This is a genomic window from Petroclostridium xylanilyticum (assembly GCF_002252565.1).
Taxonomy (GTDB): Bacteria; Bacillota; Clostridia; order SK-Y3; family SK-Y3; genus Petroclostridium; species Petroclostridium xylanilyticum.
Window position 1 is genome coordinate 418,791 of the sequence record NZ_NPML01000007.1, and the last position, 13,690, is coordinate 432,480.

A 13,690-nucleotide genomic window follows, 5' to 3' on the forward strand; every position below is an offset into this window, starting at 1 on the left:
CCCCCGATATTTTTAGATACAGATAAAGATACAAATAAAGATACAGATAAAGATATGGATTAAACTTATTTATAATTCTTTATCTTTGTCTTTATCTCTATCTTTATCTTTGCCTTTATCTTGCTTCATTCCACTCCCCTGTAATAATGTCCCCTTGTGAAGCCTTCCTTCATTATTTTTTCAATAAAATCTCCATGCTTTTCCATTGCCTTATCTTGTCCCATTTCCATGGCATCTTTATAGATTGAAGCTATCTTTTTACACTCTGCTGGACTCTCGTTTGTAAATAGCAGTCTGATTGAATTAATTCTACTGGATAATATATCATCCATCTTATCAACAAGAAAAAGTGGTTGTGAGTTCAAAATTTCTGTACGGCATGTAAATTTATTTGTCATCAGCGGAAATACTATGCCTTTTCTGTCTCTAAGGCCATATCCCTTCATATCACAGCAGCATTTGCACGAACTGTCCAGATATCTTGAATAACTTCCAATAGGGCAATTTTGCATTATCATTAAAGGCAGCCTACCATACACAAGAATTTCCGATTCCAATGCCAGCGGCTTCTGAATATTGTTTATCTGTTTAAAAGTTAGTTCCGGTGATAACGTTACACACTTAAATCCCAGCTCACCGGCAGTATAAATACTTAGAGAATTAAATATATTCAAACTAAAATCACCATATAGATTATATGAACTACCTTCCCCCAGCAAAACCGTATGACCTATATTACCCAGCATTACACTATTAATTCCAAGTTGACCTATAAGGTCTACTATTTGCCTGTATACCTTTATATCTCTTTCAAGAAGTATCCGGGGAAAAGCGCAAACAATCTCTATTTCCTGGGAAATGTATTGTAAAATAATATCTTTAAAATTCTCTTGATCTTTGTGCTCCAGCAAAGCGTTTGCCGTAATATAAATCCTTTCCAACCCACTATTTAACAATTCTTTTGCCTGCAAATAACTGTTAACCTGTGCGCCTAATTTTATTTTGCCAGCATTTTGCATCACAAGATTATCTTTATTAACAAGCTGCTCAATTCTGTACTTTGCTTCTGCAACCTGTACAGGTTGACGTTTGAAATTATTAATTCTTTTATCTACTAGTAATTCCACTGCATTTCTTCTCACACTGTTAATCTCACTGACAGGCAATGCCAGCCCTGGTTGTATATCCACACTTATATCTACAAAATCAAAAGGAGTACCTCCCAGTTTATTTAGCTGCTGTAATACTTTGTCAGTCTCCAATTCTTTATTAATAGCCTTTTCTGCATCTTTCTGTCCCGTAGCCTCTACATAATTACCTTTATCATCCCACAAACTTATACGAACAGGTTTTTCAAGTTCAATTTTGCAATGTCCGTATATAGGTATTTTCTTAAGGTTAACGCTTTCACCAAAGGTCTGTTTCGCTTCTTCATTAATCTTAACATCAGATGTTTTATAGACCTTGTCTCCTTTTTTTATATCTCCACTTATGTTAAAACTTACAACCTGTCCTTTAACTGCAGAATCTATATTTTTAGAACCAAGCATTAATTTTGTAACGATTATCCCCTGGTCTTGACCACTTTTTGTCCATATCTCAATGCCATCACCCACATTTAAATTGCCCTCCAAGTTTATATGTACCAGATTTTTCTTTTTATCATAGGAAACAACATCTCCTATGTATATGCCCCAATTATTCGGCCTTATATAACTCATCATGCTTTCCCCGGTTTTGCCTTTAAAATAATTCTGTGTGAAACCTCCCCTGTTGAACATCTGTAAAAGTGTATCATAATCTTCTTGATTTACCTTAAGATTACTATCCAGGTAATGCCTGTAGATTCTCGTTACTACTGCAACATATTCAGGACGTTTCATCCTGCCTTCAATTTTTAATGATTTTACTCCCACCTCTTTTAATTTATTCAGGTATTCAATAAGGCTTAGGTCTTTAGGGCTTAATAAATACTTTTGGCTTAATTTTTCATGCAGCACTTTCTGGGAATCCATATCTACAAAATCATAGGGAAGGCGGCATGGTTGTGCACAACACCCCCTATTGCCACTCCTTCCCCCTATCAAACTACTCATAAGGCACTGCCCGGAATAAGACATGCATAATGCACCATGTATAAAAACCTCTACTTCAAGGGGAGAATTTTTACAAATATACCGTATTTCTTCATAGCTTAATTCCCTTGCCAGGACCACCCTGTCAAATCCCATTTTTTCTAATATTTTTACGCCTCCAAGGTTGTGAATGGTCATTTGCGTGCTGGCATGCAGGCTCAATTCAGGCACAGCTTCCTTTATCAACCTAGCAACACCTAAGTCCTGTACAATTACTGCATCGATACCTATATTATTAGCAAGAACAATAAAGCTAACCAATTCTTCTAACTCTCTGTCATTTAAAAGTGTATTAACCGTCAAATAAACACTTACTCCTCTAACGTGGCAATATTCTACAGCCCGTTTTAACTGCTCATCATCAAAATTTCCCGCATATTGACGTGCATTAAAAGCCTTTCCTCCCAGATAAACCGCATCAGCTCCATTTTGTACTGCAGCAACCAACGCCTCCCAGGTTCCTGCCGGAGACAACAGTTCTACATCATTATCCAAATCGGTCACTTCCTTTATTAATAGTTCACGGTTCGTAATCAGGTGCATTTTCTAAATTAAATCTGAAGAATATTATTCCAATAACAGGAGTTCCAAGGCTAAGAGCTTGTAAACTTGCGTCTAAGGTCAGGGGACACACCTCTCCTTCGTCGAGGAATGTCCCCAATAAAGGCATCAAACTCGCTGCCGCTCAAACAGGTGATGCGACTTCTCCTCCGCTGCGTTAACAAGCTCTAAGCCTTTCCACAACGTTCTTTCCATAATATTCTTCAAATCTAAAATATACGCCTTTCATAATCGGTCAGGGCTAAGCTAAAAACTCTAATAATTGCCGGACTAATATCTACCAGTGAAGTAATTCCTTCCACAAATATTTCAGCACATTTGCCATGTACAATTGTAGGTACTTTGTTAAAGGTGTGGGTTTTCACGGATAGATCCTCTATATTGCCATGATCACTGGTAATCACTAATAAAGTATTTGTATAATCTATGATCTTATCCAATTTACCTAAAAATCTATCTAAAATCTCTAATACCTCTTCACTCTTTTCTCTCTCCTGCTTATGCCCTATTATATCAGTCATGAAGTATTCAAAAAATGTAAAGTCATACTCCTGGGATATATTGAATAATATCTGTGCAGCTGACTCAGGTTCAATAAGGGATACTTCGTACCCGCTTTCTATCAATATCTTATTAATTATATCATGATAAATCCCTCTGCCATGCTTTAAATCTTCTACAGTCCGAAAAGTTATCCCCGCAGCCATACAGGCAACAGTAGACGCTGAAGGCCTCAATTTTCTACTCTTAGGGTTGTTAATCTGCTGCAAATACTGCTCTCTATATACATTGGCATTTGTAACTTTTACATTCATTTCTTTTAGTATTTTAAAAAGACTATGTTTATATAATAATTTTTTTAAAGTAATGGTGGGCTGCCCGTGTAAATGCCTTCCCAGTACCTGTGGTGCATTTATTCCCGTGAGAATAGCCGTCTGACCCGTGGCACTTTGCGGTAATCCTTCCACACCTAAAGTCGTATCAGTAGGAATTACAATATATTCAGCCATCATTTTACGTATATTAGGTATATTGGCACTATATAATGGGTTTATCTGTACCTCTTCCCTTCCCAGCCCAAAACCGTCAATAAAGATAAATACAACCTTCATGATTATCCGTTTTTACCCTCCAATGATAATATTCTTCATCCGGATAAGTACCATCATATATTGCATGTTCTTCCTTCGGCCTATATTGGTATTCATGCGGACAAAGACGCATTGTTCCACCCGCAGAGTTTCGAGGCATGGCTCAAGACACAAATAATGATGAAAATATGCTTGATTGCTCAGGGCTTCGACATGGGGACGGTTCCTCAGTCGCATGAAAAGCGCATTCGACAGACGAACCGTCCCCAAGTCGCATCCCTTCTTCCTGCTAAACCGGACTTTTTCTGTGGTTTCGGTTTTACTCCCCACTCCCCACTATTTTTATATTAATCTTTAATGCTATTTATATATATTACGTGAATAAATATTTATCACTTTCTTCGTTCCAGCTCATCATAAACCTCATCTAGTGTGATCCCACGTTCTACCAACACTACCAAAAGATGATACAGCAAATCAGCAACCTCATAGCGAATTTCGTCAGCAGCTTTATTTTTTGCTGCAATAATGACTTCTGCCGTTTCTTCTCCCACCTTTTTTAACATTTTATCTATGCCTTTAGAAAATAAATAATTGGTATAAGACCCTTCTTTAGGATTTTTCACTCTATCTACTATAATATCATATACATCCTGGAGTACCTTTGCTTTATTAAAATTACTATCTTCCACCTCTTCTAACTGCCCGTTTTTATATTCCCTGTAAAAACATGAATAATGATTAGTATGGCAAGCTGCCTCTATCTGTTCTACACTAATTAATAAACAGTCGTTGTCACAATCTAATTTAATGCTTTTAACATACTGAAAATGCCCGGAAGTTTCACCCTTCATCCATAACTTCTCCCGGCTCCGGCTCCAAAAAACAGTCTTGCCTGTTTGTACAGTCTTTTGTACCGTTTCCTTGTTCATGTATGCCATCATTAAAACTTCACCTGTTTTATAATCCTGAATAATTGCAGGAATAAGTCCTTTATCATCGAATTTTAATTGATCCACAAAGTTCATTACTACTTCCCCCATTCTATAAATGTATGCGTACTGGCATAAAGCTCAGAGCTTAGAAATCGGAGTTCGGAAAATCTCTCCCCAAACCCCGGGCGTATATTTTTTAGTTGAAGAATATTATGGAAAAAACGTTGCGAAAAGGCTTAGAGCCTGACTTCTACTCCCCTGTCTCTAAGATATTGCTTTAAATCTCTAATTTCCATCTCTTTATAGTGAAACAATGAAGCTGCCAGTATTGCATCTGCTTGTCCGGCAGTGATAGCTTCATAGAAATGCTCCATGGTTCCTGCTCCGCCTGAAGCAATAACCGGAATTTTAACTTGCGAGGATATGGCATAGGTTAACTCAATATCATATCCATTTTTAGTACCATCACAGTCCATACTCGTAAGCAAGATTTCTCCGGCGCCTCTTTTTTCAGCTTCTATTGCCCATTCAACAGCGTCCTTTTTTGTGTTAATTCTACCACCATTCAGGTAGACTTCCCATCCTTCACCATTCTCCCGCCTTTTTGCATCAATCGCAACTACTACACATTGGCTGCCAAATCTCCAGGCTGCTTCTGAGATGAGTTCGGGTCTCTTTAGGGCAGCAGAGTTAACCGAAATTTTGTCAGCACCCTCTCTTAAAATATCTCTAAAATCTTCGACCGTCCTTATTCCCCCGCCTACAGTAAAAGGTATAAATACCTGCTCTGCAGTCCTCCGGACTACATCTAACATAATGGTTCTTGCATCGGACGATGCAGTAATATCTAGAAACACTAATTCATCGGCACCGGCTTTATCATATACAGAAGCAATTTCAACCGGATCACCGGCGTCACGCAAATTAACGAAATTAACTCCTTTTACAACCCTTCCTGCATGGACATCAAGACACGGTATAATTCTTTTGGCTAACATTTGTCATCACTCCTTTGCTACCTCTAACGCTTCTACAAGACTAACATTTCCGGTATAAAGCGCTTTTCCTACAATTACCCCTTCTACTCCTGTTTTCTTCAACTCTTTAATATCGCTAAGACTACTCACCCCGCCTGAAGCAATTACATCAATCGCAAGACTGTCTACCATTTCTTTCATGGCAGCAATATTTGGTCCTTTTAGCATTCCATCTCTTGAAATATCCGTATATACTATCGTTTTAACTCCAATTTCCTGCATCTTTTTAGCAAAACTTACGGCTGAAAAATCACTTACTTTTTCCCATCCTTCTATTGCTACCTTTCCATCCTTCGCATCAATTCCTACAACAATCCTTTCTTTATACTGCGCTGCTGCTTCCTTCACTAGCAAAGGATTCCTGACAGCCGAAGTTCCTAATATAACCCTGGTCACTCCATTGTCCAACATAGATTTTATATTTTCAATGGTTCTAATCCCTCCACCCAACTGAACAGGGATCGACACTGACTTTACTATTTCTTTTATAATTTCACTATTCACCGATTGTCCGGTTAGAGCACCATCCAGATCTACAAGATGAATATACTTTGCACCCAGTTGTTCCCATTTTTTTGCCATTTGTACCGGATTATCCGAATATACCGTCACATCAGAAAACTTTCCTTGTACAAGTCTTACACATTTTCCTTGTTTTATATCTATTGCAGGATATATAACCATCGCATTCCCTCCAATGTTAACTAAAAACTAGAAATCACAATTTTATATTAATTTTTTATACGCTATTTTTCCAAAATTATCCAATATTTTCAAGCCGACTTCTCCACTCTTTTCAGGATGAAACTGTGTAGCATATATATTTCCCTTATTGACTGCCACATCTATTTCTATCCCATAAGTGGTGGTGCCTATTACATTATCCCGGTCAGCCGCCTCAAGATAATAGGAATGTACAAAATAGACATAGGGGTCAACAGGTAAATCCTTGAACAGCTGATTTTCTTTTGTAATCGTTAACTTATTCCAACCCATATGAGGAACTTTTAGAATTCCCCTATCCGGTATTAACTTTATACCCCCACGAAGAATTCCTAATCCTTCAGGATTTCCACCTTCTTCACTATAATCAAAGAGCAGTTGCATCCCCAAACATATCCCTAAAAATGGTTTTTGGGAATCTATTAATTGGTATACTAATTCGTCCAGACCTGTAGTTTTCAAACTACTCATTGCATCAGCGAAGGCACCAACTCCTGGTAATACAACAGCATCTGCCTTTTGAATAAAGTCCTTGTCGTTTGAAGTCATTGCTTCATATCCCAAAAATTGGAATGCTTTTTCTACACTTCTTAAATTTCCTACACCATAATCAATAATTGCAATCATGTACGGCCCTCCTCAATTTTTTCTTTAACCCGTCTAACAATATCCAGGATTCTTTCTTTTTCCATTTTCATACTTACACGGTTTACAACCAGCCGGGCACTTATGTCGCATATTTCTTCAATTACTACCAGTCCATTTTCCTGGAGAGTTTTTCCACTTTCAACGATATCTACAATGACTTCCGACAAACCGACCAAAGGGGCAAGTTCTACCGACCCGTTTAATTTAATAACTTCAATTGTCTGTCCCTTCTTTATTTGAAAGTAATCCCTTGCAATGCGGGGATATTTTGTAGCAACTCTTTTATTGTTAAGATTATCTAATTTGTCTTTTAATGCTGCAGGACCGGCTACTACCATTCTACAGGCTCCAAATTTGAGATTTACCATTTCATATAAATTTCTTCCTTCTTCCAACAAAGTATCTTTCCCAACAATACCTATATCTGCCGCCCCGTATTCTACGTAAGTAGGTACATCCGAAGCTTTGACCAGGATAAATTTAATCTTTTTTTCTTCATCTATAAAAATAAGCTTCCTTGACTTCTCTTTCATTTCACCGCACTTTAAACCGATTGATTCAAATATATCTATGGAAAGCTCTGCCAGTCTCCCTTTTGCCAGGGCAATCGTAATATATTTCATGCTAATTGTCCTCCTTTATTTCCTGCCCACCACTTTTTAGTAATGCACTTACACTGGTGTTTACTTTTTCACCTGTCTGCAAGTTATGAAGTTCAATATTTTCCTCATCATATACTGTAATGATGCCATCTATCTTTTTACACTTGGCATATGCAACAACACTGTCAGGAGAATATTCCCCAGGATATACTTCTACAATTAACCCTTGACTTCTCAACTCGTCGGCAATTTGAAATGCTTTTTTTCTCCCTGTCCCATAATAATTTATCAAACTATCTACTTTCCATAGCTGAAACTCTACCTTTTGCCTTTCTAAAGCAGACATAAGCCTGTTAATACCAATAGCAACACCCATGGCGGGGAGACTTTTTCCGAATTCACTTATTAATCCATCGTATCTTCCACCCGAACATACAGGGAAGCCTAAACCATGGGTAAAACCTTTAAAGATGATTCCTGTATAATAATTAATACTTTGCACCATTCCTAAATCTATAGATATATATTGTTCCAATCCATAGTCTAAAAGAATATTGTAAACCTGCCGCAGGTTTTTTAATGCATTTAAAGCTCTTGTGTTTATGGTCTCTTTTTCCAGGTTATCTATTATTTCAATACCTCCAAACAGTGAAGGAAGATTTAATATAATATTTTTTAGTTGGCTGTCCATTTCATAGGATTTGACCAATTCTTCTATAGCTAAAGAATCTTTACTATCAATCAATATTCTCATTTTTTCTATATCGTCCTCAGCCAGTCCTGTCTGGTCCATTAGCCCTTTAAAAAATTCAATCTGGCCAATCTCTATTTGAAATTCTTTAAGCCCTGAAGCCAGAAGAGCATTGATTGTTATTGCAATTATTTCAGCATCCGCCTCGGGAGTATTAATACCTATCATTTCTATTCCTGCCTGTGTAAACTCTCTTAGCCTGGCTCCCTGATAAGGTTCATCATATCTAAAGGCATTTCCCACATAAGATAACCTCAATGGAGGTGTTATGTCTTTATATTTGGTAGCAACAATTCTTGCAATTGGTGTAGTGATGTCTGGGCGTAATGCAAGAATTCTCCCTTGATGATCGAAAAACTTAAACATGGTTTCTTGTTCTATTAATCCGGATTCTCCGGCAAAAACATCATAAAATTCAAAAGTTGGAGGCTGGATTTCATAATATCCATAACTTTGAAAAATACTGGTGATCCGTTCTTCAATCTCTCTTTTTATAATACATTCTTCCTGTAAAATATCCTGAACACCTTCAGGAGTATGTAGTTTCCATTTTGACATAAGGCCACCCCTTACTTCAATATATTAAAGTGATAAATTGCTAAAGCAGGTTAACATGATTATATTATTTTACTATGAATTTGTCAATAAAAAAATGCTTGAACTTAAATTTTCAAGCATTATCATTATAATATTTTATAATATTTATTGTACTTGATCATGTTTGATCCAAACTGGTAAGAACATTATCAAAGACATTGATTACGCATTTTTTACCATCCCAATTTTTGCATACCCTGCATGATATGTTTTCAGCCCCGGTAGAAAATTTGCTGTTTGCTGTTCCACCTGAATTAAAATGATCACAGGACTGCGCAACCGCAATCAACTGGTTCTCACTTGCATAATTCATCACTATCACTCTCCTACAAAAACTAAGATTAGTATTTGTTAGATCAAGCAGGATTATACAATTATATTAATCAACATATTGTGTTAGCCAAATTTTCTATAACAGATTAACCATCTTTTTAAAGTACAAAATTATACAATTTTTTTACGGGTTAGAAGGATTTTTAACCAATAGTGGAGAATAATGAAAAATATTTAGTTCTTATCAAAATTACAACAGTGGGGGTTATACATTATGTTTTCTAAAAAAAGTTCTAGCTCTTATTCAGTAGATACTCTGATAGGAGCAAATTCGTTTTTTGAGGGCAATATTAAATTAGACGGCACTATTAGAATTGATGGAAAAACCAGGGGCGAAGTAAAAGCAGAAGGTGATGTCATCATAGGGGAAAAAGCAACTGTTTGGGGAAATATATATGCCAACAATGTTATTATCTCAGGTATTGTGGAAGGTAACATTACTGCTAAAGGACAACTGCGGCTTACAACTTCTGCCAAACTAACTGGAGATATAAAAACTAATAGCTTGATCGCTGATGAAGGTGCAATATTTCATGGTAATTGTGCAATGATGGAAAACTCTACAAGACAGGAAATACCCACTAAAGAAAAAGATAAATGAGCAAGTAAATAATTCTTGCTATAAATGTACACCCTATAAAGGGGTGATGGTATGAAAACTAAAAAAAATGACAAGAAAAACATTACCAGGCAAGTCTTTCCCTGGAGTGTAAATATCCCAATATGGGAAGAAGAATCTGAAGAACCAATGGACGAACTTGAAGAGTTACGTGAAAGAAATGAAAGGTAGAAGAAGGTGTCTAACCTCTTCTACCTTTCATAGTTTCTAGCAATTGATATGGCACTTTTAGCGTACCGTACCCCTCACCCAATTCTATGTGCGGTTTGCTTTTTCCGTGATAATCACTACCCCCGGTAACTATCAAATTGTATTTTCGGGCTAGAGCCAGATATTTGTTACTTACCTCTGCAGAGTAATCAGAATAGTAACCCTCAAGTCCATCTAATCCATATCGTATAAGTTGTCTTAATAAATACTCCAACTCCTCGTCTTCCTTTTTTAAAAAGATGGGGTGTGCAAGAACAGCAAATCCGCCCGCTTTTTTTATCAATTCAATCCCTTCTTCAGGCAGCAGCTTTTGTTTTTTTACATAAGCAGGTCTTCCAACACTCAAATACCTATCGAACGCCTCATCCGTACTATTTACATACCCTTTATCTATCATCACTGCTGCGATATGGGGCCGTCCAACAATTCTTCCGTTTGCTTTGCTTTCCACCTCATCCATTGTTATTTCTACGCCCAGTTCATTTAGCTTTTGGATAATTTGAGGATTTCTCTGGTCGCGGTAATACTTTAACTTATTTAATGTATCATTCAATATCGTGGAATCAATATCAATAAAATAGCCCAGTATGTGCATCTCTACTCCAAAATCTACACTTATCTCTATTCCCGGAACTACCTCTATCCCTTCTTTTTTCCCCTGTTCAACACCTTCCGAAACCCCTTCAATTGTATCATGGTCAGTAATTGCGATGGCTGCAAGATTTTTCTTAACTGCATATTGTACTACCTGGGATGGCGTCATGGACCCATCGGATGCCGTGGTGTGGACATGTAAGTCAATATATCTCATAGTATTTACTCCTATTTCAAAAAAGCTTAATGTGTTATAATGAACCAACTTTAAAGCTAAATATTTAATTTTAAAGTTGGTTCATTTCATCGATAACTATATATATAACACTAAGTATGTTACATTATTGTTATTTTGTTCACGGTTCACAGTTCTCAGTTCACAGAAATTAGCCAAGAAAATCCTGTGAACCGTGAACCGTGAACTGTGAACTAAAATAGACAATGTAAAGTACTTAGTAATACTTATATAGTCTATTTTATTCTAAATCATTATCTTTATTTTTATACTACCGGCATAATCCATGCTTTACTCTATCCCTCTCCTCAGCCTTTTTAGCGTCGTTCCATCTCGAAAGGTCTCCAACCAGATAACCGGTAATTCTTCTTATCCTTTCAAACTTTATACCTTCATCACCATCTGTTCTTCCGCATTTTGGGCATTGGTTTCCGATAACACCCGTATATCCGCAAATAGGGTCTCTATCTACCGGGTGGTTGATGGAACCGTAACCTATTCCGGCATCGTACATGGCTCTAACTACTGTTTCAAAAGCATCAAGATTATTGGAAGGATCACCATCTAACTCAACATAAGTAATATGCCCTCCATTGGTTAATTGGTGATACGGCGCTTCTTTCTGTATCTTATCAAAAACTGATATTGGGAAATATACGGGGATATGAAAGGAATTTGTATAATATTCCTTATCCGTTACCCCTGGGATAACTCCAAACCTCTCCCTGTCCATCTTTACAAACCTCCCGGACAACCCCTCAGCCGGTGTTGCAATTAATGAAAAATTAAGCTTATATCTATTGCTTGCATCATCCATTCTTTTTCGCATATGTCCTATAATCTTAAGCCCAAGGGCCTGTGCCGTATCCGATTCACCATGATGTTTACCTATTAAAGCTGTAAGAGTTTCCGCCAACCCTATAAATCCAAGTGTCAAAGTTCCATGTTTTATAACTTCTCTTATCTCGTCTTCCCAGCCTAATTTTTCAGAGTCTATCCAAATTCCCTGCCCCATTAAGAATGGAAAATTTTTAACCTTTTTCCTGGACTGGATCTCCATACGTTCCAGCAATTGGTCAATAACGATATCAATTTTTTTATCCAGTTCAATAAAGAAATTTTCAATATTTTGTTCACTCATAATCGCTATCCTGGGAAGGTTGATTGATGTGAAGCTCAGATTACCCCTTCCATTTGTTACTTCCTTGCTAGGATCATATGTATTGGCAATAACTCTTGTCCTACAGCCCATATATGCAACCTCTGAATCGGGTCCACGATCACTATAAGGCTTATTAAAAGGAGCATCTAAAAAACTAAAATTAGGGAATAATCGTTTTGCACTAACCCTGCATGCCAGTTTAAACAAATCATAGTTAGGATCACCTTCATTATAGGAGATACCGGCTTTAACCTTAAAAATTAGTATTGGAAAAATTGGCGTTTCACCATTTCCCAACCCTCTTTCAGTAGCCAGCAGCAAATTTTTGCTCACCAGCCTTCCCTCCGGCGAAGTATCAGTACCAAAGTTTATGGAAGAAAAAGGTGTTTGTGATCCTGCCCGCGAATGCATACTATTTAAATTATGTACAAAAGCTTCCATTGCCTGAAAAGTAGCCCTATCAGTCTCTGCTAATGCAAACTTCTCTGCAAATTTTTGTGCCGATCTTATTAAGCTATCATCATCAATATATTCTAACAGGTTTTGCAACTCTTGCTGGTAATACCTTTCTTCAGTTTTGATTGAAGGTTTATATCCTGTTTGGCTTATCGTTTTATTTACCGCTTCTTCCACAATTTTTGCAAAATCCCTATTATCATCTTCATAGTTTGCATAGAAATATTTAGCAAGATTAGCTTTATATAACCTTACATAGGTCTTGGCTACTCCGGGTGCAATGCCAAAATCAAAAAGCGGTATACTTTGACCACCATGCTGGTCATTTTGGTTAGACTGAATAGCTATGGCAGCTAAGGCAGCATAACTGGCTACATCATTAGGCTCCCTTAAGTGTCCATGTCCGGTGCTAAAACCACCTTCAAAAAGTTTGCGAATATCGATCTGGCAGCATGTCATAGTTAATGTTAAGAAATCCATATCATGTATATGGATATCGCCCTCTTTATGAGCCCGAACATGCTCCGGCTTAATTATAAACATCTCATTAAACATTTTCGCACCTTCAGAGCCATATTTTAGCATGGTCCCCATGGCTGTGTCACCGTCTATATTCGCATTTTCTCTTTTAGTGTCATTATCCTTGGACTCTTCATAGGTAATACCTTTATATATTTGCATTAACCGGGTATTCTTTTCCCTTATACGGTTTCTTTCAGCACGGTATAATATGTATTTTTTAGCTGTTGCTGCGTGTCCTGTCTCAATTAAAATTTTTTCTACAGCATCTTGAATTTGCTCTACTTCAGGGATTTCAAGCGCCAGCTCATTTTCTATATACTCAATAACTCTATTGGTTAGCTGTTCTGCCATCTCATAGTTATTTCCACCCACAACCTTGGCAGCTTTGAAAATTGCATTCGTAATTTTGTCGGCATTGAAATCTACTATTCTTCCATCGCGTTTTTTAATTTTTTCTATCACTGAGATCCACCTTTCTG

General features: G+C 37.1%; 13 protein-coding genes. 2 read left to right on the forward strand and 11 right to left on the reverse strand.

What is annotated here, in order from left to right; genetic code table 11:
- Window positions 1–125 precede the first annotated feature (125 nt).
- From CIB29_RS05390 to CIB29_RS05430, 9 genes are all read right to left on the reverse strand, one after another.
- A complete protein-coding gene (locus CIB29_RS05390; RefSeq protein ID WP_198543758.1) occupies window positions 126–2,630 on the reverse strand; it encodes a U32 family peptidase in 2,505 nt (834 codons plus the stop codon).
- A 275-nt stretch (window positions 2,631–2,905) separates the two neighbouring features.
- Window positions 2,906–3,808, reverse strand: a complete 903-nt coding sequence (locus tag CIB29_RS05395) for an alkaline phosphatase family protein (protein ID WP_094547528.1) — start codon at window positions 3,806–3,808, stop codon at window positions 2,906–2,908.
- A gap of 371 nt (window positions 3,809–4,179) precedes the next feature.
- Window positions 4,180–4,815, reverse strand: a complete 636-nt coding sequence (gene hisIE, locus CIB29_RS05400; RefSeq protein WP_242965061.1) for a bifunctional phosphoribosyl-AMP cyclohydrolase/phosphoribosyl-ATP diphosphatase HisIE — start codon at window positions 4,813–4,815, stop codon at window positions 4,180–4,182.
- A 143-nt stretch (window positions 4,816–4,958) separates the two neighbouring features.
- Entirely contained in the window at window positions 4,959–5,720 is a 762-nt protein-coding gene (gene hisF / locus CIB29_RS05405; RefSeq protein WP_094547532.1) for an imidazole glycerol phosphate synthase subunit HisF, read from the reverse strand.
- 6 nt (window positions 5,721–5,726) lie between these two features.
- A complete protein-coding gene (gene hisA / locus CIB29_RS05410; RefSeq protein WP_094547534.1) occupies window positions 5,727–6,443 on the reverse strand; it encodes a 1-(5-phosphoribosyl)-5-[(5-phosphoribosylamino)methylideneamino]imidazole-4-carboxamide isomerase in 717 nt (238 codons plus the stop codon).
- Between the two features lie 42 nt (window positions 6,444–6,485).
- Window positions 6,486–7,109, reverse strand: a complete 624-nt coding sequence (gene hisH, locus CIB29_RS05415) for an imidazole glycerol phosphate synthase subunit HisH (protein WP_094547536.1) — start codon at window positions 7,107–7,109, stop codon at window positions 6,486–6,488.
- A complete protein-coding gene (gene hisG, locus CIB29_RS05420) occupies window positions 7,106–7,753 on the reverse strand; it encodes an ATP phosphoribosyltransferase (RefSeq protein ID WP_094547538.1) in 648 nt (215 codons plus the stop codon). Before hisG ends, hisH begins: the two co-directional genes overlap by 4 nt.
- Before the next feature lies 1 nt (window position 7,754).
- Complete coding sequence (hisZ, locus tag CIB29_RS05425) at window positions 7,755–9,041, reverse strand: ATP phosphoribosyltransferase regulatory subunit (RefSeq protein WP_094547540.1); 1,287 nt, start codon at window positions 9,039–9,041, stop codon at window positions 7,755–7,757.
- Window positions 9,042–9,198: 157 nt separating this feature from the next.
- The gene (locus CIB29_RS05430; protein ID WP_094547542.1) at window positions 9,199–9,393 is read right to left on the reverse strand and encodes a hypothetical protein; all 195 of its coding nucleotides are present in this window, start codon (window positions 9,391–9,393) and stop codon (window positions 9,199–9,201) included.
- 234 nt (window positions 9,394–9,627) lie between these two features.
- On the opposite strand from CIB29_RS05430, the gene CIB29_RS05435 reads away from it, so the two are divergent.
- Both CIB29_RS05435 and CIB29_RS18495 read left to right on the forward strand, forming a co-directional pair.
- Window positions 9,628–10,014: a bactofilin family protein gene (locus CIB29_RS05435; protein ID WP_094547544.1), complete on the forward strand. Its 387-nt coding sequence runs from the start codon at window positions 9,628–9,630 to the stop codon at window positions 10,012–10,014.
- Between the two features lie 51 nt (window positions 10,015–10,065).
- Window positions 10,066–10,203 carry a hypothetical protein gene (locus CIB29_RS18495; protein WP_157910215.1) on the forward strand — a complete coding sequence of 46 codons (138 nt, stop codon included), beginning with the start codon at window positions 10,066–10,068 and terminating at the stop codon, window positions 10,201–10,203.
- 10 nt (window positions 10,204–10,213) lie between these two features.
- Here the strand turns inward: CIB29_RS18495 and CIB29_RS05440 are convergent, their stop codons facing one another.
- Both CIB29_RS05440 and CIB29_RS05445 read right to left on the reverse strand, forming a co-directional pair.
- Window positions 10,214–11,053, reverse strand: coding sequence for a PHP domain-containing protein (locus CIB29_RS05440; RefSeq protein ID WP_094547546.1), 840 nt, complete (start codon window positions 11,051–11,053; stop codon window positions 10,214–10,216).
- Window positions 11,054–11,342: 289 nt separating this feature from the next.
- Window positions 11,343–13,673 carry an anaerobic ribonucleoside triphosphate reductase gene (locus CIB29_RS05445; RefSeq protein WP_094547548.1) on the reverse strand — a complete coding sequence of 777 codons (2,331 nt, stop codon included), beginning with the start codon at window positions 13,671–13,673 and terminating at the stop codon, window positions 11,343–11,345.
- Between the last annotated feature and the right edge of the window lie 17 nt (window positions 13,674–13,690).